Raw genomic sequence first — 21,933 nt, forward strand, 5'->3', positions numbered from 1 at the left:
ATCATGGCAAAGCATTTTACAAGAGAAGAGATTTTAAAAAAGGTTGAAGAAGAAAACGTCAAATTTATTCGTTTGCAGTTCACGGACTTACTAGGTGCAATTAAGAACGTTGAAATTCCTGTGAGTCAAATTAATAAAGCGTTAGATAACGAAATGGTATTCGATGGCTCTTCAATCGAAGGTTTCGTACGTATTGAAGAATCTGATATGAAGTTATATCCAGACTTAAATACGTTTGTTATCTTCCCTTGGACATCAGAAAAAGGTAAAGTAGCGCGTTTTATCTGTGACGTATACACAACTGATGGTAAACCATTCTTGGGTTGTCCACGTGCGAACTTAAAACGTAATTTAAAAGCGATGGAAGAACTTGGTTTTTCAACGTTTAACATCGGTGCGGAACCTGAATTCTTCTTATTCAAACTTGATGATAGAGGCGAACCGACACTTGAACTTAATGATAAAGGTGGCTATTTCGACTTAGCCCCAACAGATTTAGGTGAAAACTGCCGTCGTGATATCGTTTTAGAACTTGAAGAAATGGGCTTTGAAATCGAAGCATCACACCATGAGGTTGCCCCTGGCCAACACGAAATTGACTTTAAATATTCTGACGCGGTGAAGCATGCGGATGATATTCAAACATTTAAATTAGTAGTAAAAACAATTGCACGTAAGCATGGCTTGCACGCAACGTTTATGCCAAAACCACTCTTTGGTGTTAACGGTTCTGGTATGCACTGTAACATGTCATTATTTAAAGGGAAAGAAAATACTTTCCTAGATGAAAATGGCCCAATGCAGTTAAGTGAAACAGCCTATCAGTTTATTGCAGGTATCTTAAAGCACGCACAAGGATTCACTGCGGTAACTAACCCGACAGTTAACTCGTATAAACGCCTTGTGCCTGGTTATGAAGCACCTTGTTATGTCGCGTGGAGTGGATCTAACCGTTCACCGCTGGTGCGTATTCCAGCATCTAGAGGCTTAAGTACTCGCGTTGAAGTGCGTAGTGTTGACCCGGCTGCTAATCCTTACTTAGCTTTATCAGCCCTTTTAGCAGCAGGTCTTGATGGTATTAAAAATCAATTACCAGCACCTAAAGCTGTCGACCGTAACATCTACGTGATGGATAAAGAGGAACGTATAGCTAACGGTGTAGACGATCTTCCTGCAACGCTTTTCGATGCGCTAGAAGCGCTGAAAAAAGACCAAACGATTGTTGATGCCCTAGGTGAACACTCATTTGAGCACTTTGTTGAAGCGAAAGAAATTGAGTGGGATATGTTCCGTACACAAGTACACCCTTGGGAACGTGAACAATATATGCAACAATATTAATCAGCCGAAACCCTTGATGCCATTGGTATTGAGGGTTTTTCTTTTTGTTTGATTCCTCCGCCATAATCACCCTTAGGTGTATCTGTAATAGCCCACTAACCATTTAAGGTAATGAGTAAATTTTTTAAGGTGCATTCTTATTAAACGTTAAATATACTAGAGATACGCTCGTGCTATTTTGATAGACAACTAAGCACGACCTGATTTTTTTTAAAAAAAATTAGGTTTTTTATAATTATCTGTTTACAAAGTGATGTTTTTTTCGTATGCTTACGAAGAAAATGCTTACATAAGTATTTTCTTATTAAATACAGGGAGGTAAGTTATGGAACTTATGTTAGAACAATTTATGAGCTTAAACTTACTAAATCAGTTCTGGATCACACTCTTTTTAATTATTCCAATGGTTTTAATCGCAAGAACTGTGGTCGCAGGTACGCGTTACTCGCCGATCTTAATTATTGTTATTTTCGGTTTGTCGATGGGGTATATTTTAGTAGAAACAGGTGTTGCCGAACCTGGTATCGGTGCATTTCCGATGGTCAATATGGTTGCCTCAGCTACCATTATTGCCTTAGTTGTTTCTTTTTTTGTCGGCGGGCAAGAATTACGTAAAATCTTTTCTAATAAGCCGTTAACAAATGAAGAGATGGTTATCCCTAGTCAAGAAGAAGCGGTGTTAGGAACGACACGCACGCAAATTGTGATGATTATTCGTTCTTTCTTCTTATTAATTGGAATTGAAAGTTCGAGTAGAGTGTTGATTGGTGGTTCGACGAGTGCGCTTAGTAATGTGTATCCGCTGATTGCCTACATAGGTATTGTTGGAGCGATTATCTTTATCGATAACCGGGCAACAATCACTAATAAGTCATTATACATCCGTAAAGGCATCATTGAAATTATTGCTATTATCGGTATTTTATATTTATCTTCATTGATTGCCGGGGGAATTGAATCACTTATCGCCTTACCGCAAATCTTCTTTGCGATGATTATATCGGCAGCGCTGGGGGCGTTATTATATCGATGGTCTTTTGGTCCAACGATTAAAGCGCTGCTTTTCGCCGGGATTCCTGTTGTACTTGCCGGTAATTTCATGGTAGGGGGATCTCGAATTGGTGAAGCCTTTACTATTGATGGGGTTAATAGTTTAATTCTCTATGGGTTCTTCGGTCAGTTGTTTTTTATGTTTGGTGGTATCAGTTTGATTATGTATTTCGCTAAAAATAATCATGTAAGAAACTTAGCGCCAGGCATGGCGGGTGCTCTATCTCACTCTGGGTTAACAGGTGCTTGTACAGCAGGGGATTTAGGTAAAGAAGCTGCCCAGCGTGCACCTATTATGATCAATATTCCGTTTTTTGGTCACATCTTTGTTTTCTCAGTACTAGCAATTAGTGCTGAAAGAGGAGAGCTTTGGACACTGCCGTCCATCGCTATAGTTGCTATTGGTGTTCTATTTACAATCATAAGTTTAAAACAACTTAAGAAAGCTAATAATGAGAGTAATAAAGAAGTGAAAGCGCTAATGCAATTTTCATTCGGTTGGCAGTTGGTTGCGGTTTTTGGTGGGTTATTATTGCTCAGTTTTAGTCAAATTCCATTCTTATTTACTGGGATGGCACAAGCGAGTGCGATTTCTCACTTTGGTCTGTTTGCGGCCGTTCAAGGAGGTATGTTCGGTGCGGAATCTGCCAGTTTAATTCCGTTTATCTTTTCAATGCCGTTCCTCGTTCACCCTGTTGTCTTTTTCATGTTTGGTAAAGCGATGAAAGACGATGGTTTAATGCCTGTTAAAACCGTACATGCCATTAGCTTTATTGGTCTTATTGGTGTGGTTGTTTCGCTGTTTATTGTCTAATCTAAATTAATAAAAAAATAAAACGTGTGCCTTAGCTAGCGATGATACTTAGCAAAGGTACACGTTTTTAAATATGAGATAGCTTAGCTTTTGTTTAGGTCCATAGGTTAATTACGCCAGGTGAAAGTGAAGGGGCTATGACAAGTGCTGTTGCTTTAATATATTATGACACTTTTTTATAGGGGGTGAATCTCGATAATATCCTTCAAAAGGATATGATCACATCCTTTTGACGTAGCAATTTCTAATGTTTTCGAATTTAGTAACCGAATGTCTCTTCCGGATATCTTTAGGTATTGTTTGTTTTTATAATACGTGATGCTAGCTGGAGTATTTAGTGTACATATGACCTTTAATTGTTGATCTAGTATAGATAATTGATCGGCTGATAATATTGGCCGACTTCTGGGTTGGGGGGTTAAATCGTGCGCTCTAATACGTGCTTTATGTTCGGGTAAAATCATGCGACTAGACTCCCATATTAAGTTGCTGCCCTCAGATAGTTTGTTCATTGTTTTTTTCGTCTCCTTTATATAGATAATACTGCAGATACTTTTCCGTTAAACCTTTTAGTTCTATTGGTGTAAATGAAAGATTCTCTTCTTTTATGGGTGTTCTAACTTTATAGGTAACTATTTCAGTTGTCTGCACTATTTTGTCTACTTTCATTTTCGCTTCTTGATACATTTTCTTTTTAGTTTCTAATAGATCAGCTTGAATGACAGAAATTAAGTCATCAAACCACCTCTCGTACAAATAACCGAATTTGAAACGGTCTGCTTTCTGTTGGTTAAGGCGACAAACCTTTAAAAGCATGGGTAAAACGATGGCATCTAAAATTAAGTCATTTAACATCGCTAGGCTCCTCTCGGAATGTTACTATTCAATAAACGAACGTACGTTCTTATTGTAGTATGATAAAACGGTTTAGTCAAGAACTTATGTTTGTTAAAAATGTATTATTACATGCTTATATAAGAATAAACGGGATATTATAATACATTTGTAGGAGTGTGGAAAGAGAAATGTAAAAAATAAATATTATTTTTGTTCGACTTTTCACATTTTATTCATAGACTTTCTCTATTTATATGTTAATATAGTATGTGAAGCAAGTCACAATACATAGAATATGAGGAGGAGAAAGATTATGAAAAAATTGATGACTTTATTAATGATGTTAATGATGGCGACACTACTTGTTGCTTGTGGTGGAGATGACACTGCTGAGGATGCTGGGGAAGATACAGGTTCTGATGCAACATCTGCACCAACAAAATCTGATATTACAGACGAGGCTTCTTTACTTGAAGCAGTAGAAAATGGTGGATGGATTGTTATCTTTACAGATGACATGGAAACATCAGAAGAATTAGTTCTTACACCAGGTGAGCACAATGGCGAACCTGCACGTAAGTTAGCACTTTACACGCAAGATGAGGATCGTGTCATTACTGACCAATTCACATTAACAACACCGAAATTAACTGTACAAGGTGAAAACACACGTATCCAAGGTGGTACTGTGAAAGGTGATGTATACGTAGAGGCAAACAACTTCTCAATTCCTGATGGAACAATTGATGGTAACTTATACTTCGCTTCAGAAGAATATGAAGCGTCAGCAGATCTTTCAGGTGGTACAGTTACTGGTTCCGTAGAAGTAGCTGGAGCAGACGTAACGACTGCACCAACACAATCAAACATTACAGATGAAGCTTCTTTACTTGAAGCAGTAGAAAATGGTGGATGGATTGTTATCTTTACAGATGACATGGAAACATCAGAAGAATTAGTTCTTACACCAGGTGAACAAAATGGAGAACCAGCACGTAAGTTAGCACTTTACACGCAAGATGAGGATCGTGTGATTACTGATCAATACACGTTAACAACACCGAAATTAACTGTACAAGGTGAAAACACGCGTATCCAAGGTGGTACTGTGAAAGGTGATGTATACGTAGAGGCAAACAACTTCTCAATTCCTGATGGAACAATTGATGGTAACTTATACTTCGCTTCAGAAGAATATGAAGCGTCAGCAGATCTTTCAGGTGGTACAGTTACTGGTTCAGTAGAAGTTCAATAATTATCTATAAACAACGGTTTTAAAACCGAACGTTATAAAAGTGTCTGAGATAAAAAATCTCAGGCGCTTTTTTTAGTATATTTATAGATATACGTCATTTTTATTGCGATACAGTAAGAGAGGTGCTTTACTATAAGGATTTTCAACAAATAATTTTTTAAAAGGAAATAAAAATACCAACTTATGACGAATTCTATCTATGTACAGAAAAGTAATGAGCCTTAGTATCATGAGAGTAAACCGAACATTTCTATACTGGAAGGTATATAATATTAATTTTTAGATAATTTATGCTTGATTATTTAAATGTGATTTGTTATATTTAATGTGTTCTCAAGTTTTCGAAATAGATTTAATAATCAGGTAATACGTAACTGGCGTACACAGAAGTTACTGTGAGGGAGCGTATTATACATATAGCCGTTCGCCTGGGTGAGAGGTAAAGGAGACATGTTCTCCTTGCCTTTTTCTATATTCACATTGTGAATATAATCACACATTAATTAGGAGGTAAAGACATGAGTAACAAAACAATTATCAAGCCATTAAACGCGATTTCTGACAAGGGGCTCAACTTATTTAAGGAGGGTTATACTATAGATGAACAGGCAGAGCAGCCTGATGCGGTGATTTTAAGAAGTTATAATATGCATGATATGACATTTCCTGCATCATTAAAAGCCATTGGCCGCGCCGGAGCTGGTGTAAATAATATTCCGTTAGATGTGTGTACAGAAAAAGGAATCCCTGTATTTAACACACCGGGTGCTAACGCTAATGCGGTAAAGGAACTTGTGATTACCTCTCTTATTGCTGCTTCACGTCAAATGTTTGATGGTGTCGCTTGGGCAAAAACATTAATTGGTCAAGGGGACGATATACCAAAGTTAGTTGAAACCGGTAAAAAGCAATTTGTTGGAAAAGAAATTCAAGGGAAAACACTTGGTGTGATTGGCCTTGGTGCCATTGGCGCACGTGTGGCAAATGATGCTCTCGAATTAGGTATGGATGTTATCGGATATGATCCGTTTATTTCAGTCGATATGGCTTGGAAACTGTCACGTTCAGTTAAACGTGTCCACAATATCGATGAACTATTTAAGGAAGTGGATTATATTAGTATTCACGTACCGCTCATTCCTGAAACTAAAGGGCTCCTTAATAAAGAAGCGTTTGGAAAAATGAAAGATAACGTCTATATTTTGAACTTTTCTCGTGGTGAGTTAGTAAATGATGACGATATTGCGATGGCATTGGAAGACGGAACAGTCGGTAAGTACATTACAGATTTTCCGAATAAGAAAACATTAGAAATGACAAATGCTATTTCTATACCTCACCTAGGCGCTTCATCTGAAGAGTCTGAAGAAAACTGTGCAATGATGGCAGCTGAGGAATTAATGGAGTACCTTGAAACAGGAAACGTTAGAAATTCCGTCAATTTCCCGGATGCTTCACTACCATACCAAGGCCATCCGCGTGTGACAGCATTTCACCAAAATGTACCTAAGATGGTCAGTAAAATTACTGCAGAAGTTTCGGATGCAAATTTAAACATTGTTGATATGACAAATAGAAGTTATAAAGACCATGCTTATACAATTATTGATTTAGAGGGTGACATTTCGGAAACTGATTTCAACGCGCTTGTGGGCCGCCTTGATGCTATTGAGGGCATGATCACAACACGTGTGATTAAATAGAGTAATATCGTCAATTTAAACTCTAATGAGTTTTGAAGTGGGGGCTTGTAAAATCCTCTAATTTTTAAAAAGAAGTAAAGTGGCTAATCACTATACTTCTTTTTTGTTCTATAGTTTTTAATTTTGTAAAAATTTAAATACATAACTAATTACTTGCAATTGTTTTTACTACTAATTTAAACGTTTGGATATCGTCCGAATGAGCTGAGTAAGTAGGGGAGGTTCTTGAAAAAAAGACTGTTCCAACAGCCACATTGCCAGAGTGATTGACTGCAGTAATCAAATGGTTAATATTTTAGCGAATTAAGGTGAAATTTATGTAATGAAAGTAAGCAGGCAACAATTACAGTTTTTAAAACTAAAGGAAATAGTATAGATTGATCAAAGACAAGTATCCAACGACTATCGCTGGATACTTGTCTTTTATGTTTTTCTATCGTGGATTAGCCACAACATTTTTTATGTTTTTTACCACTACCACATGGGCAGGGTTCGTTACGACCAACTTTCTTCTGAGATACCGGTGGGTGTGTTGGTTTAATATCTTTTTTTCGTTTATTCCCTTTTAACGCCCATGTATAAATAGAATCTTGCGATTCTTGCAACAAGGCGAGTAACCTTTTTTTGTCATCGTCACTTTCAATAGATAAATACTGGTTTAAATAAATGAAGGCAGGGTCAATGTCGATAAAGCTGTTAAGTAAAATTAGGCAATCGTCCATATAGCGATTCATTGTGACGTCATCTAATAAGAAGCGCTCTTTAAGATACTTAACTAATCGTATCAACTCATCGGTTAAATCCATAAAATCTTCCGTTCCAGCTTGGATTAATTGATCATCTGTAAAACTATGATGTTGTTGATAAATCGATTTTTGTTGTTCTTTTTTAAGCAAGGTCAGGTTTACCACACGACTATCTATGAAGTCTTGTTCTGTTTCGTTCATATAATCGTAATAGTCTATTGCATCGTGAATCGTTAGATTCACTCGAGTAAGATCATAATTAACAATAGGACTTACAAGCTCGAATACAGTTGACTTTGGCATATAGCCGTAATAATACAATAGACCTTGAGTGAGGCGTATGACCGCGTCATTAATGTCCGCCTGTACTTGCCATTGCGATTGTTCGCAATTAGAAAAATACTCCCGAACATCCTCAGGCATAACAAGACGTGCGTGGTCATCTTCCTTCACAGCAAAAGTAAGGCCGGTGTAGGTGAAAAAGGCAAGTTTGTGGGCTGTAAATTGGTCAATGTCAAGTGTGTGACCTGATAATAATTGTTTTAGTAAAGTTAAACGTTCGTTATCCATCGTCAACAGGAAGCGCGTAACGGCTTTTTCTTGCGCATCCTTTATTCGTTGAATGAGTGGTTGTTTTGTTAATTTCGAGACGCCTTCAATCTCTATCCATCGTCTAATGGCATCTAAGTCTTTTTTGGTTAGCTGTCCTAATAATGCGGCTTGAGTGAGAATGTCTGGTTTTTCTTTTAATAGTTTCTTGTATGTTAAGGTGATGTGCTCATTGTTATCTTCACGCTGTGCAACTAAATGGGTGAAAAAATCTGTTAATACGGGTGACATATGCATTACCTGCTTTCTATTTAAAAATCATATATAGGAATGAAAAATTTAAACAACACTTTAGAATATACACAATATACAGCCTTTATGTCAAATAAGCCATGGATCAAAGCGGTATATTCGCGCAGGCATTAAAAAGAACGCAGCACAGGCTACGTTCTTTTTAATGCAATATTTTTCGCATTCAGGCCACATTTAACTCATCAAAAAATGGACAACCAATAATGGCAGAGGAGAGACCCTCAGTAAATGATGGGTTAAAAGTCACGAAGCTTCTTAAACGAGGTCTTGTATTATACTACTAATATTTAAAGTGTAAACATATCGATGCGTGAGGGCGCAGGTTAAATGATAAGCTTGACTGATCCCCTTTGCTCTTATAACTATCACCAGAAAAAACATCACGAAATGTGTGGTTATGTTCAATCTCTACAGGTAATATATCAGTCTTTAGTTGGATAGTGTAGTTCGTGTCATGTAAGTTGAATAATGCTATGTAGCCATCGCCCGTACTTGTCTCAGAATACCAAATCACCTCATCATCTTCTCGGTAGAGTTGGTGCTGATGTTTACCATTTTGGTGCATGTTTAATAGATCTTTATTGGTGAGAAGCGACAAAGTAAAAGCGTCGTTATCGCGACACTCACCTCCAAACATTAACGGTGAACGGAAGATGCACCATAGAGTCATCAATGTCAGCTGTTCATCATGGGTAAAGCGCGTGTAACGGTCACTTGCCCCGCCATCAACTGAGCGAATGCCGATATGACCAAGAGGCAACATATCAGCATCAGGCCATTGCCCTGGCCCGACATAGTTACTCCACTGATGACAACGGGTAAACATATCTTTTAGTAGTGGCCAAACATCCCAAAAATCATCCGTTATTCGCCACATGTTGGCGTTATCAATAAGGGCTTCAGCATCTTCTAGGTGACTTGGCCCAGGAGAAAGCGACAAAACCATGTCTCGTCCCGATTGGTTGATGGCTTGTCTGATCATTTTAATTTCATCCATATGACTCATTCCATATAGCTTTGAATCAGCGATGTCATCCACTTTTACAAAATCAACGCCCCAAGCTGCATATAAATCAAAAAGAGAATTATAATAGATTTGTCCTGCTTCAACGTCTGAACGAACACCATACATATCGGTGTTCCAAGGGCAGATGCTGTTTGGCTTGGCGATATCTCGCGCTGTTAACTTAGAACCTTTAATGGGGCAGTTCTGATGTACGGCTTGCCTTGGTATGCCGCGCATAATATGAATACCAAATTTCAGTCCAAGAGAATGAATGTAATCGGCTAGCGGTTTAAATCCTTGGTTATTTTTAGCGCTAGGAAAGCGATTAGTCGCTGGTGTAAGTCGCCCGTATGAATCCATTGTTAAGTCAGCAAATGAACGATAAACAGATGATAAAGCACCTGCTTCGTACCACTGAATATCCACAACGATATATTCATAGCCAGAGGATTTTAAGTGTTCGGAGACGTAAGAGGCGTTCCCTTTTACTTCTTCTTCTGTCACAGTTGCCCCATAACAATCCCAGCTGTTCCAGCCCATTGGTGGCGTGGTTGCGAGTGTGTCTGTCATAAAATATCATTCCTTTCAGGAGGTGCTATTGATAGTTCTACTTTAGCTTGGTTAAAGAGAGGAATCAATTGTAAATAATCTTGTGATAGGTAATATCTTGCTAATGAAAAGTCCGTGTTCGCTCGTGAAATGCCTGTTTTTCAGCTCGATAAATGGAGGGTGCTAGATTGTTTTGCTTCTTAAATACTTTAGCAAAGTAGTTACCGTTTTTGTATCCGACCTTATGTGCGATATCGGCAATTGGTAGTGTTGTATTCGCTAATAGTTCCATTGCTTGCTGCATTCTTAAACTTGTTAAATAGTCAATAGGTGTCTTTTTTGTATAGTGTTTAAATAGTCGAGAAAAGTGATACATAGAAAGGCCAGATGCTTGATGCAATATAGATAAATCGAGATCTTCGTGAAACTGCGTATGAATCACATCAAGGGCTTGTTGAATAACAAAGGGCACGTTTGGTTTTTCTAGCGTCGTTAAAGTGTTCATTAACTCCATTAAAAATACATAACTTTCTTTTGAAGCTTGAAAAACGGCGTGCAACTGTCCCCGTTTTGCGAGTGAGAGCGTATATTTTAACTGATTTATCACCCGGCTTTTCGGATGAACTGACAAAACACATTGATTTTCAGCCAATGTGTTGATGATATTTAACGCAAACTCACCTGAAAGTGTGATATAGATAAATCGCCATGACGTCGATGTCTCTGGTAAATAATACGTATGGTCACTCGGTATTTTAACAAGAAAGGCGTCACCTGGCCCTAAATGATGCCGCTCGTTTTCATATTCTAATATTCCCGCGCCGCTTAGCGTGTATTGAAATAAAACTGTATTTATATCTGGTAGATTGTTGCCAGACCAAAAATAGTTAGCTGTATGCACTTCTTCGCCGATCGCATATAGACAAACAGGTACGAGATGACTGTCGTTATAACTAAAACCAAAAGTATTCATGGTCAATATCTCCCTTTTTAAAATAGTTGTTTGCACGAGTGATAATAAGTATTATCTTAACACATTCGTATAAGTTTATCGATATTATCAATAGTTAAACTTTATAAATAAGCGCTTTAAGCTGTTTTAAAGATTAAAAATAATTAACACTTGAAATAAAATTAAAAGATATTATAATGGTTGTAAGTACATGTTACTTTGAAGCATAGACTGTTTTTTAAAAAGGAGAGAACATAGGATGACTAACAATGTAAGCCCTTCCTTAAAGCGTACCCTTATCGCGCATTATCCATTTGATGACAAGGAATATATAGGTAAAGATATCAGTGGAAATGGACAGGACCTCGCGCCACTTGGCATACAGCCACCAAAAGTTACAGAGGTTGCCGGTAAATTTGCGGCAGAGTTTTTTGGGGGTGCAAACGGGACAGGATATTTAAAATGTCCTCAATATATCTTAAATGGTGTTAGTGATGAAAGTGGTCTTAGTATATCTACTTGGGTATATTTAAAAGCAGGTGAAAATGTCTGGGAGCGGATTTTTGACTTTGGCAAAGGGCAAGCAGGCCCTTATCTATTTATGACACGTCAATTTCGTAGTGTCCTTTTTAATGGACAAGATATTGCGACTGACGCAAACACAACGTATCCAACAGGTGAATGGATGCACGTTGTTTTAGCTATCTCCCCAACACTAAGAGGCAAGCAATCAAGTGCTGGTCCTAAAGTTTATGTGAACGGCAGTTTAGTCGGTGACGGCTCTATTTCACAAACGTCAAGTGGCACATATAAAGCCTTTAGAGAATGGTTTCAAACAGTTGAAGCAGAAGGGGTATACCAACAGAATTATATTGGGAAATCTCAATTTGACGCCGATACAGATTTTAAAGGCGCCCTCAGTGATTTTAGAATATATAAGTGTGCTTTAACTCAGGCTGATGTGATTGATGTCATGTGTGAATCACTTGATGATGAGAAAATCGTTGCTTTAGCAAAAGAGTATGAGTTAGTATCACCACTTAAGTTAATTCAGAAAAACATAAAATTAACAGAACAACTTATGGGTGAAAAAGTGACAGTGAAATGGACCTCATCAAAACCACATGTATTGAGTGACCAAGGAATAGTGAAAGCTATTAATCAAGCTGAAAAAGTAAAATTAACAGCAACGCTAAGGAAAGGGACTGTCGAAAAGGAAGTAGCTTATTATGTCACAGTATTACCTAAAAGCTTCCCAACACATGAACTTATTATAGAAGATGAAGACAATTTAATAGACATTCCTCCACACATGTATGGTCTATTCTATGAAGATATTAATAATGCTGCAGATGGTGGTATATATGCTGAGTATGTTCAAAACAGATCATTTGAATCTTTTGTCTTTGATACCTACGATCATCAATCGGGGGCTTGTGGTTGTTCGACTGGAAGAAATCACGCACCATTACACATGTGGTTCGGTGATTTAGATCAAGTAGAGGTTAAAACAAAAAACAATCTCAATATGCATTTGAATCTTAAAGACAAAGAAATTAATGCCCACTATGTCAGGTTGCATGGTGGAGCAAGATTAATAAATAAAGGCTATACAGATAATAACCACGAACCAGCGATGGCCTTTAAATCGGATGAAAGGTATGAGTTTAGCGTATGGGCTAAAGCGAAGCGGGAAACAGTACTTCAAGTGACTCTAACAGATGGCGCGCATAACGATATCAGTGAAAAAGTCTCACTAACGATTAATGGGGATAGTACATGGCGAAAGTATCAAGCCACCACATTAAGAGCGGAAAAAACGTGTCTTGGGCAACTGGTTGTGCAGGCGGAGAGTACGGTTGACATAGATTTTGTTTCGCTTATGCCTAGAGACGTGTGGGGTTTTAAAGAAGAGGAAGGTTCACAAAGTGCACATCAAAATTATTTAGGGAATCCTAATTATCGTTTAAGAAAAGACCTTGTTCTAGCACTTAAAGACCTTCACCCCAAGTTTCTGAGGTTCCCAGGTGGTTGTATAAGTGAAGGCTCGTATATATGGGAAAATGTCTATGAATGGAAGGATTCTATTGGTGATGTCGAAACACGTAAAGAAAACTTCAATGTGTGGGGTTACATGATGACAATGGGCTTGGGTTATATGGAGTACTTCCAATTAGCTGAAGACTTAAATGCTACCCCACTCCCAGTTATGGCCTGTGGCGTCCTTTGCCAAGCGCGTTCAGATTATGTCCATCCTGCTGGAGGAAAGTTACGTGATGCGTTTGTTAAAAGTTTTACTGATCTGATTGATTTTGCGATTAGTCAAGATATAGAAAATAATCCATGGGCAAAAATAAGAACTCAGATGGGACACCCCAAGCCTTTTGACTTACGATATTTAGGGATTGGCAATGAAAACTGGGGAACAGAACTTTATGCCAACTTTGCTTATTTCAAAGCAAAAATCGAACAATATATGTCTATTCACTACCCAGATCATTTACTGACCATTATTTCCACTGTTGGAGCCCAAGCTGATGATGAAGCATTCCAAGATGGATGGAAGTATTTAGCGGGTGATATGCCTTCGCCACAAGAAGTGACGTTCACTGATGGTGAAAAAGATTTTACGGAGTTAGTAGATTGGTATGAAAACGCAAGTGATTTTATGGATACGATCGCAGATGAGCATTATTACCGATCAAATGATTATTTGCTCCAAAATGTCGATCGATATAATTATTACGAACGTGTCTATGACGAGACTGGTCATTTAGATGAAGCATTAACACCTAAAGTGTTTGTCGGTGAATTTGCATCGACAGATAAAAATACATTGATGGGGGCCATTAGTGAAGCGGCAATTATGACCGGTTATGAAAATAATGCCGATGTTGTGAGATTAGTTGCTTACGCGCCACTCTTTAATAAAGTGCTTACTGATCAAACTTATCGTTGGACACCGGATCTTATTTGGTTTGATGATACGTCCGTCTGGTTTACACCAAACTATTATGTTCAACAGTTGTTTAGTGGCTATTTAGGTGAAAAGGTGCTTAACACATCTATTAAGTCTTATAAAGATGCACAACTGGTGATAAATAAACCGACCGGTGGTATTAGTATTGCGACAACCACAGCGACGGTCTTAGTAAAAGAGATTACCGTTAAAAGCATAGTGGATGGTAAGACTTTATTTTACCAAGATTTTACCCAACCACTAGACGCACGATTAAAAGCTATACCAGGAAGTTCAGGTTATGACCAAGTTACTTCAGGCCTTGTTTTGAATGCGCAAGCACAAGGGCAAAATGGTCTTTATCTACTTGCTGATTGGTCTGATTATGAAGTTTCTTGTAAGGTGGAAAAAATCTCAGGAGATGCGGGGATCTTTTTAGGTGTTGGTTTGCAGTCAATGCAGCCCGAAAGTAAAACGTTAATTGAATACGCTATTTTACCTGACGGGCACTACACTGGAGTAAAAGTTTTTAAAAATGGCGTTGAAGGGTATACCCTTGGCGACTACTCTTCAAGTAGTTTAGCAGGAAATCTTAGACGTGTTCATGATGATGCTTTTAGTTGTGAAAGGGATTATACGGTCAATGTGAACTATCATGGTGCCAAGCGCACTTTAACTTGTCAATATTACAGTGACATTAATACGAGTGATCGTTTAGTCTATAAACTAGATGCCTATAACAACGATATCTTTACATCCGTTACGAAAGATGACGCATACGTTTACGTAAAGTTAGTAAATGCAGAGGCCTATGATAAGTTGGTTACACTAAGATTGCCGCACCTACCTGTGCAATCTGTTATTAGCACGGTGCTTGTCACTGGAGATGAGTCCATCGTTCATGAGCCGAATATTAATAAAAAAGGTCAAGAAGTCGTCAGACCTGTTTTTGACACAATCGATTTATCTCAAACAGATCAGACGGTTCCCTTACCTAAGTATAGTGTCTTAGTATTAAAACTCACCCGATTATAATAAGTGTTTTCAATAGGAGAAGCGCGTGACGCTTCTCCTATTTGACGTTATTAGCCGAGCCAAAGAAAAGGTCGCAGCTTAAGATGTGTAGGGGTGAGATTTCTCTAGATGAGTCATAAGCAAAATCTCAGAATTATACTGCTACTTTTGATATGATAATCTTCAGGAGGTGATCGCTATGACAAAGGTCACATTAGATATTTTAAGGTTCACTGGAGACCATTATCAATTTGGTTACGAACAAGGCAAACAATTAAAAGGAAGTTTTCTGATATCACAACGCCAACAACAATTTAATAAGCGGAAAACAACACATTTTTTAACGGATAGCGATGAAGCTCTAAGTTTACTAAAAGTATTTCACTCACCGCTTATCAATGAAATTTATGGACTAAGAGATGCGCTTGAGATTGATATAGATGAAGCTATTCGGCATTTTGCAGGTTACTATCAAGAGGTAGCTAAAAGTGGTTGTTCCATTATGAGCGGCACGGATTATTTTGTGCGTAATTACGACTCTCATCCAGATAGTTATGAAGGAAGACTTGTTATTTATCAACCAACAGATGGCGGTTATCACTCAATGGGTCCTTCTATGCAGATCACTGGTCGTACAGATGGAGTCAATGAAAAAGGGCTTATCGTTGGCTATAATTTTACTAATCGTCGACATTCAGGTGATGGTTTTATTTGTAATATGGTTGCTCGAATTCTTCTTGAAACGGCAAGTAATATAGATGAAGCATTTAAAATTCTAAAGTCTCTCCCTCATAGACGGAGCTTTTCGTATGTTCTCAAAGATTTATCAGGGGATTCTATAGTCGTTGAAGCATCTCCAAGAGATGTTGTAAAACGACAAGCGTATATGTGTACAAATCATTTTGAAATCCTTAAAGAAGATAATCGTTATCAATATGATGAATCAAGCGAACGCTTAAGTAACATTAAACATGTATGGCATCCAAATCATTCAATGATCAGTGCGTATCAAGCCTTTAATGAACGAAAGACGGCTATTTTTTCAAACGATTATCAACATAGTTCTGGTACATTGCATACCATTGTTTATAATCCTAAAGCACGCACTGCTTTAGTTGGTGTTGGCCAGCAAGCACAGCCGGTAGCTATTCATTTAGACGAGACACACAATGCAACGAAAGTAAATGTTAAAAAAATTCGCGGTGTCATTAATTGGCCAAGACCCTATTTGAACGATCGGTATTAGAGAATTTGTCACAAACTTGTGTTAACATCTTATTTTTATAGTAAACTTATGGTAAAATCGTTTTGTAACATATTCAGTGTATAATGAAACGAGGTGAAAAAATGATAAAAGAACGTAGCGTGGCCATGGTCATTATCTTATCCCTTATAACTTGTGGTTTGTATAACTTGTATTGGTTTTATGCGATCACTGAAGAATTAAGCTACGCATCGAATGATGCAAACTTTTCAGGTGCAAAAAGTCTTATTTTCTTATTTTTAACTTGTGGTCTCTATGCTTTTTTCTGGTATTATATAGTGGGTCAGAAAATGGCAGAGTTACAGCGTCAAAACAGTATGCTAGTGAAAGATAATGGTGTTTTATATATTATCTTAAGTATTTTTGGTTTTTCTATTATCGCCGATGCGATAATTCAAGCAGAAATGAATAAGTTTGTTCGAGTTCTATAGTGATTAAGAAGGTGGGTGAGGGTGTGAAGCATTACATTAAACGACTAGATAAGCGGATTCTTATTGGTTTAGGCTTTGTAAGTGTAGGTGTTCTTTACCTAAAGGTATTATCGCCAACATTTAACATACATATCCCGTGTCCGATTAAGCATGTGACCGGATTTGATTGTCCTGGTTGTGGTATGACTCGCCTCTCACTTAGCTTATTGGAGGGAGATCTTTATCAAGCCTTCCGCTACAACAGCTTGATATTCATTCTCATCCCACTCTTTATGGTATATTATTATTCAGTCAGTAAAGGTAAGAAGAAAATGAGTGACTATTTACTTTACAGCATGCTTATTATGACCGTTCTATTTGGCATTTTACGTAATGTGCCGATGTTTTCATTTTTAGCACCGACACTTGTCTAAGTTTTAACCACCTTGCTTAGGTGGTTTTTCATTTATCAAAAGAAGAAGGTAAAGCCCTTGATGATTATTTTGATTTGTTTATGTATTTTACTCATGATCATATGGTACCGGGACACGCGCATTGTTAAAAGACATGATATTAAGTACCATGTTTCGTCATTGAAAAGGCCTCTTCGCCTCGTACAATTAACCGATTTACATGGCCACATGTTTAAAGGAAAGCTAGATACGCTTTTTAACCTCATAAAAAATGATACCCCAGACTTAATTGTACTTACTGGCGATATGATTGATCGTCACACAACGCATATTGATGAAACAGTTAGATTGATACAAAAGTTGACGACATTAGCACCTGTTTACGCTGTTTTGGGGAATCACGAAGTGGGTCATCCTAAACAAGCAGTGTATTTAGATCAACTTATAAAAATCGGGGTAACAACCCTCATTAATTCGCACGTAGTTCTCGACTGGCATGATAGACCGATTCAAATCGTTGGAGTAAATGACCATTCATCTGAACAAGCAAATCTTTTAGAGGCCTTTTCAGGTGTTACACACGCATCTTTTACTATTCTTTTGTCTCACTCGCCTTCAATTGTGGATGATCTGACAACAGAACCAGCGCAACTCATTCTTTGTGGCCACACACATGGTGGTCAAATACGCTTACCACTCATCGGTGCGATCATTTCTCCAGGTGAAGGTATCTTTCCAAAACGAACCAAAGGTATGTTTAACCTTTCATCAGAGCGTGCACTCTATATTGATAGTGGACTTGGGATGAGTCGTTTGCCTATAAGGCTCTTTAACCAAAGTCAATATGCGTTTTTTTACTTAGGTGATGAACGCAATTGTGCTGAAAAACCTTTAATTAAATAACGAAAAAAACTTTATTTTTTCGTTTAACTTATATCCTGCTACAACAAGCTTTGTCTTTTGAGAACGCACACATTGATACACTGATGAGTCTTTGTGCCCTCTACAATCTATATATATTTGTTTATAATATAAAAGATGTCTATATCTAGTATTTTATCAGGAGGCGATACTGTGTCAGAATTATTAACAGAAATATATGGTGACTTAAAAAAGACACCTTTCCAAGTGCTTTTACAACTTGATCGTTATACAGTGAAGGAAATGGACGTATCAAAGTTAAATATCGGTGATGTTGTGGTGGCGATTTATGATGAATCTATCCCAGAATATCCGCAAAAAGATTTTGGACGTGTGATTGAAATAGATGATAAAACGGTGACGTTCATTGGTGAAGTATCCAATCAAACATTAACAGTCCCAAGCCGACACGTAACGATTCCATTAGATTATAAATGGTCTGATTCTGTTGATCGTTACGTCTTAGGTGCCATGTCTATAGAGGAAACGTACGACCATAAAGATTTAGATGTTTTTAAAAATCGTCTATATGATAGTTTATATCAAGAAAAGATTGTCCCTGGTGGAAGGGTACAAGCATCAATGGGTATTTTAGAGAAATACAATAAGCAATATGATCTTACAGCTTATAACTGTTACGTGTTACCGAATCCAAAAGATTCGCGTAAAGGGATTATTAATGGCTCGTTATCTGAGATGACTGAAATTATGTCTCGCGGTGGCGGGGTAGGTATTGCTTTATCTACGTTACGTCCACGTAACGCAAGAGTGTATGGTGTTAACGGTATTTCTTCTGGTTCTGTCAGTTGGGGAGGTCTCCTTAGCTATGCGACCGGGTTAATTGAACAAGGAGGTAGCCGTAAGGGAGCGCTTATGCTTCAACTACACATTTCTCACCCTGATATCTTTGATTTCATTACGGTAAAAAGAGAAAGCGGAAAGATCACAAATGCGAATCTCTCTGTTCAAATTACGAAGGAATTTATGGAGGCAGTAGAAAACGATGCTGACTGGCACCTTATCTTCCCTGACACACGTCACGAAGCTTATGATAAAGACTGGGCTGAGAAGTATCAGGATATTCATGATTGGTTAGAATCAGGTCTTCCAGTTGAAGTGTATCAAACAATTAAAGCACGAGAACTATATGACCTCATTATTGAATCAGCACATGCCTCTGCTGAACCTGGAGTGATGGTATACGATCACATGAATGATGGCTATATGACGAGCACACAACAACTTATTCCTGTTGAGGGGACAAAATTATTTAAATTAGATCCTGCATCTTTAACAAAAAAACATGAAGCCACACCTTGGAATAATACGTTTTATTATCAAAAAAACGTGTCTTCAAACCCATGTGGTGAGCAACCTTTGTGCGGCAATGGGATTTGTAACCTTATCCATATTAACTTAGCAGAATTCTATGACGAAAAAACGCGTGACGTTGATTGGCAAGATTTAAAACAAGCCGTCGCAGATGCTATTCGTTATGCTGATGATGTCATTGATTACACGGTATATTTCCGTGAAGAGAATAAAAAAATTCAAAAAGAACAGCGCCGTATCGGTATGGGAACCCTTGGTTTACATGATTTACTCATTGATTTACAACTGCGCTATGGTTCTGATGAGTCTATTGTATTCATTGATAAATTATATGGATTTATTAAAAACAGTGCCTATGAAGCTAGTGCTAAATTAGCAGAAATACGTGGTCGATTCCCTAAATTTGATGACAGAATTTTAGATGCGCGTATCCCGAAAAGTCTTGATAAAGATGTACGTGCCTTAATTAAAAAACACGGGTTAAGAAACTCACACTTATTAACACAAGCGCCTACTGGGACAACTGGGACGAAAACGGGTAGTCAAGGTTACAGTCGTTCGACTGGTGTTGAACCATTCTTCTCGATTAAATGGGAGCGAGAAAGTCGCTTAGGTAAAACAATCGACTATCTCGGCAAAGCAAAAGATTATTTGGAGCGCACGGGCGAGAAAACATTACCTGATTATTTTGTCTCCGCTATGTGCGTAGAACAAGATGGTACACCTAAAATTACACCTAAAAACCATGTTGATGTACAGGCAACCATTCAAAAGCACAATGACTCCGCCATTAGTAAAACAAGTAACGTCCCTAATCATTTTACAGTTGAACAAACAAAAGAACTGTATAGTTATGGTATTGAAAAAGGTGTCGTTGGCTTAACCATTTACCGTGACGGTAGTCGCGATACGCAAGTGTTGCGAAGTGTAAGTGATGAAGAAGAGACAGAAAAGGTAGAGGAAGTCACACCTCAACCCATTACCTTTGAAGATGACGATCGTGAATTTGCGTCAACCGCAAAATTTTATAAACGTCCAACGCGCTTAGTTGGTGAAACAATCAAGTCAGCCACACCGTTTGGTAAAATGTATGTAACGGTGAATCGTCACCCACAAACCGATCTTATTGAAGAAGTCTTTCTTAATTTAGGAAAAACGGGCGCAGATATTTCGACGATTGCGGATGGCTTAGCCATCGCTTTAACAGGGTTATTAAGTCCACGAATTGCAAACTTAACTCAACAAGAAAAAGTGAATTGGATCATTAAAAAATTCACTGGAATTAAGGGGCAAAGTGCCGTTGGTTTTGGTAAAAATCAAATAGAATCGCTTCCTGATGCTCTTGCGAAAGTACTTATGCAGCTTGGTGAAGACAATGAGGCAGCGCTCGTCACATCTGAAACTATGAACAAATTCTCTAATGGTTCTGTCGATATTTGTCCAAGCTGTGGTCAATCAACCTTTGTAAAGCAAGATGGTTGTACTACATGCTTAACAGACCTCGGAGGATGTGGCTATTCTAAGTGTTAATCGCATCACTTTTTCGTTTGAATGCTTGAGTAAATGACACATAAAAAAGGTCTGAACCCTAACTTATATTGGTTCAGACCTTTTTATCCTCTTTAACCCATCGTTACTTAACGTCTCCTGGTGACTCTGCCATATCGTTCCCTACAATTTTAACATTTACATTTAGAACAATCGCTTGACCAATCGTATAATTCTGTGGTTCAAAGTGAATACCAGTTAGACCAGTTGATGGTACATGCTGAATGATGTGCTTAAGCAAATTTAACGAAGTAGTTGTGAATAAGGTCTGATCCGTTAGCAGTTCACCTATGTGTTTAACAGATTGTGTCACCGTTTCCTTTGCTTGTTGTTTCATAACTTCATCAGTTGCAAAAGTGGCTAAACGAGACATGAGATAACCTGTACCAATACTTAATGCCAAACCTAAACCGTATTTTTTCACGACGTGTCACCTCTCATTAATAGTTGTTTTCTTTTTTATTATAGAGGAGAAGCTGCACTTTGCCAAAGAAAAATACCTCTCTTTGGTTATGGTGACATTTCATTAAGAAAAGGCTTTCTTTTTTTAGGTTTATCATGTATACTAGTATGTATTAAAACTTACAGCAAAGAGGGGATTATTATGCGTGTAGACCTTACAAAAAAACGGTTCTTACGCAATTTTGGGGATAATATATGCGCCTAACAAATATAAATTCGTTTATTTTTTGAAATTAGGGTTGATAGAGAATTCTTAGACGTAAGAGAGGAAAACTTGCTCTTCCATACAACATGCGTTTAATAGTTTTCAAACGATTAACCTGACCTTCTAGGAAACCATTGTTTTCATCAAGTTCTATGGCATTTAAAGTAGGTGGGAAATCAGATAATAGTCTTGAAATGAAGTGTGTAGTTAATGGATCCTGTCGATCTTTCTCATATAAAATAAGTTCGCGAAACTCTGGCATATCTTTGTCCTTTAGTGCTTGTCGAAAAC

At 37.8% G+C, this 21,933-nt stretch carries 16 protein-coding genes, 1 pseudogene and 1 riboswitch; of the genes and pseudogenes, 10 read left to right on the forward strand and 7 right to left on the reverse strand.

The genetic code is table 11. The features are described from left to right. The first annotated feature begins 3 nt into the window (after positions 1–3). Complete coding sequence (gene glnA, locus BM163_RS10450; protein WP_089802902.1) at positions 4–1,341, forward strand: type I glutamate--ammonia ligase; 1,338 nt, start codon at positions 4–6, stop codon at positions 1,339–1,341. A 325-nt stretch (positions 1,342–1,666) separates the two neighbouring features. Beyond that, the gene (locus BM163_RS10455) at positions 1,667–3,205 is read left to right on the forward strand and encodes a hypothetical protein (RefSeq protein WP_089802905.1); all 1,539 of its coding nucleotides are present in this window, start codon (positions 1,667–1,669) and stop codon (positions 3,203–3,205) included. A gap of 176 nt (positions 3,206–3,381) precedes the next feature. Here BM163_RS10455 and BM163_RS14220 read toward each other — a convergent pair whose 3' ends face one another. Continuing rightward, positions 3,382–3,717, reverse strand: coding sequence for a YolD-like family protein (locus tag BM163_RS14220; RefSeq protein ID WP_089802907.1), 336 nt, complete (start codon positions 3,715–3,717; stop codon positions 3,382–3,384). Beyond that, on the reverse strand, positions 3,701–4,060 hold the full coding sequence (locus BM163_RS10465) for a YhjD family protein (protein ID WP_089802909.1): 360 nt from the start codon (positions 4,058–4,060) through the stop codon (positions 3,701–3,703). Before BM163_RS10465 ends, BM163_RS14220 begins: the two co-directional genes overlap by 17 nt. Positions 4,061–4,355: 295 nt before the next feature. Between BM163_RS10465 and BM163_RS10470 the strand changes: the two genes are divergently transcribed. Together BM163_RS10470 and BM163_RS10475 are read left to right on the forward strand one after the other, a co-directional pair. Beyond that, a complete protein-coding gene (locus BM163_RS10470; protein ID WP_089802912.1) occupies positions 4,356–5,297 on the forward strand; it encodes a hypothetical protein in 942 nt (313 codons plus the stop codon). A 360-nt stretch (positions 5,298–5,657) separates the two neighbouring features. Then, a riboswitch (ZMP/ZTP riboswitch) is annotated at positions 5,658–5,738 on the forward strand. Between the two features lie 77 nt (positions 5,739–5,815). Continuing rightward, complete coding sequence (locus tag BM163_RS10475; protein ID WP_089802914.1) at positions 5,816–7,000, forward strand: 3-phosphoglycerate dehydrogenase family protein; 1,185 nt, start codon at positions 5,816–5,818, stop codon at positions 6,998–7,000. A gap of 443 nt (positions 7,001–7,443) precedes the next feature. On the opposite strand, the gene BM163_RS10480 is transcribed toward BM163_RS10475, so the two are convergent. The 3 genes from BM163_RS10480 to BM163_RS10490 all read right to left on the reverse strand — a co-directional run bounded on the left by BM163_RS10480 (position 7,444) and on the right by BM163_RS10490 (position 11,135). Further along, positions 7,444–8,586 carry an SEC-C metal-binding domain-containing protein gene (locus tag BM163_RS10480; RefSeq protein WP_170243743.1) on the reverse strand — a complete coding sequence of 381 codons (1,143 nt, stop codon included), beginning with the start codon at positions 8,584–8,586 and terminating at the stop codon, positions 7,444–7,446. Between the two features lie 301 nt (positions 8,587–8,887). Beyond that, complete coding sequence (locus tag BM163_RS10485; protein ID WP_089802918.1) at positions 8,888–10,183, reverse strand: glycoside hydrolase family 27 protein; 1,296 nt, start codon at positions 10,181–10,183, stop codon at positions 8,888–8,890. Between the two features lie 100 nt (positions 10,184–10,283). Beyond that, complete coding sequence (locus BM163_RS10490; protein ID WP_089802920.1) at positions 10,284–11,135, reverse strand: AraC family transcriptional regulator; 852 nt, start codon at positions 11,133–11,135, stop codon at positions 10,284–10,286. A gap of 238 nt (positions 11,136–11,373) precedes the next feature. Between BM163_RS10490 and BM163_RS10495 the strand changes: the two genes are divergently transcribed. From BM163_RS10495 to BM163_RS10520, 6 genes are all read left to right on the forward strand, one after another. After that, the gene (locus BM163_RS10495; RefSeq protein ID WP_089802922.1) at positions 11,374–15,108 is read left to right on the forward strand and encodes an alpha-L-arabinofuranosidase family protein; all 3,735 of its coding nucleotides are present in this window, start codon (positions 11,374–11,376) and stop codon (positions 15,106–15,108) included. A 178-nt stretch (positions 15,109–15,286) separates the two neighbouring features. Next, entirely contained in the window at positions 15,287–16,333 is a 1,047-nt protein-coding gene (locus tag BM163_RS10500; protein ID WP_089802923.1) for a C45 family autoproteolytic acyltransferase/hydrolase, read from the forward strand. A 101-nt stretch (positions 16,334–16,434) separates the two neighbouring features. Continuing rightward, positions 16,435–16,782, forward strand: coding sequence for a DUF4234 domain-containing protein (locus BM163_RS10505; RefSeq protein ID WP_089802925.1), 348 nt, complete (start codon positions 16,435–16,437; stop codon positions 16,780–16,782). A 23-nt stretch (positions 16,783–16,805) separates the two neighbouring features. Further along, positions 16,806–17,195 carry a DUF2752 domain-containing protein gene (locus BM163_RS10510; protein WP_089802927.1) on the forward strand — a complete coding sequence of 130 codons (390 nt, stop codon included), beginning with the start codon at positions 16,806–16,808 and terminating at the stop codon, positions 17,193–17,195. A 60-nt stretch (positions 17,196–17,255) separates the two neighbouring features. Next, positions 17,256–18,077, forward strand: coding sequence for a metallophosphoesterase (locus tag BM163_RS10515; RefSeq protein WP_089802929.1), 822 nt, complete (start codon positions 17,256–17,258; stop codon positions 18,075–18,077). A 171-nt stretch (positions 18,078–18,248) separates the two neighbouring features. After that, on the forward strand, positions 18,249–20,957 hold the full coding sequence (locus BM163_RS10520) for a ribonucleotide reductase barrel domain-containing protein (RefSeq protein WP_170243744.1): 2,709 nt from the start codon (positions 18,249–18,251) through the stop codon (positions 20,955–20,957). 103 nt (positions 20,958–21,060) lie between these two features. On the opposite strand, the gene BM163_RS10525 is transcribed toward BM163_RS10520, so the two are convergent. Both BM163_RS10525 and BM163_RS13820 read right to left on the reverse strand, forming a co-directional pair. After that, on the reverse strand, positions 21,061–21,399 hold the full coding sequence (locus tag BM163_RS10525) for a hypothetical protein (protein ID WP_089802933.1): 339 nt from the start codon (positions 21,397–21,399) through the stop codon (positions 21,061–21,063). Positions 21,400–21,670: 271 nt separating this feature from the next. Beyond that, positions 21,671–21,933: pseudogene (locus tag BM163_RS13820) on the reverse strand (hypothetical protein); the annotation flags it as partial.

The sequence above is a fragment of the Halolactibacillus alkaliphilus genome, from assembly GCF_900115465.1.
GTDB lineage: Bacteria > Bacillota > Bacilli > Bacillales > Amphibacillaceae > Halolactibacillus > Halolactibacillus alkaliphilus.

Bases quoted from the DNA above. Each gene is read 5' to 3' on its own strand.
- glnA (WP_089802902.1), top strand. From the start codon at position 4: ATGGCAAAGCATTTTACAAGAGAAGAGATTTTAAAAAAGGTTGAAGAA.
- BM163_RS10455 (WP_089802905.1), top strand. From the start codon at position 1,667: ATGGAACTTATGTTAGAACAATTTATGAGCTTAAACTTACTAAATCAG.
- BM163_RS14220 (WP_089802907.1), bottom strand. From the start codon at position 3,717: ATGAACAAACTATCTGAGGGCAGCAACTTAATATGGGAGTCTAGTCGC.
- BM163_RS10465 (WP_089802909.1), bottom strand. From the start codon at position 4,060: ATGTTAAATGACTTAATTTTAGATGCCATCGTTTTACCCATGCTTTTA.
- BM163_RS10470 (WP_089802912.1), top strand. From the start codon at position 4,356: ATGAAAAAATTGATGACTTTATTAATGATGTTAATGATGGCGACACTA.
- BM163_RS10475 (WP_089802914.1), top strand. From the start codon at position 5,816: ATGAGTAACAAAACAATTATCAAGCCATTAAACGCGATTTCTGACAAG.
- BM163_RS10480 (WP_170243743.1), bottom strand. From the start codon at position 8,586: ATGTCACCCGTATTAACAGATTTTTTCACCCATTTAGTTGCACAGCGT.
- BM163_RS10485 (WP_089802918.1), bottom strand. From the start codon at position 10,183: ATGACAGACACACTCGCAACCACGCCACCAATGGGCTGGAACAGCTGG.
- BM163_RS10490 (WP_089802920.1), bottom strand. From the start codon at position 11,135: ATGAATACTTTTGGTTTTAGTTATAACGACAGTCATCTCGTACCTGTT.
- BM163_RS10495 (WP_089802922.1), top strand. From the start codon at position 11,374: ATGACTAACAATGTAAGCCCTTCCTTAAAGCGTACCCTTATCGCGCAT.
- BM163_RS10500 (WP_089802923.1), top strand. From the start codon at position 15,287: ATGACAAAGGTCACATTAGATATTTTAAGGTTCACTGGAGACCATTAT.
- BM163_RS10505 (WP_089802925.1), top strand. From the start codon at position 16,435: ATGATAAAAGAACGTAGCGTGGCCATGGTCATTATCTTATCCCTTATA.
- BM163_RS10515 (WP_089802929.1), top strand. From the start codon at position 17,256: ATGATTATTTTGATTTGTTTATGTATTTTACTCATGATCATATGGTAC.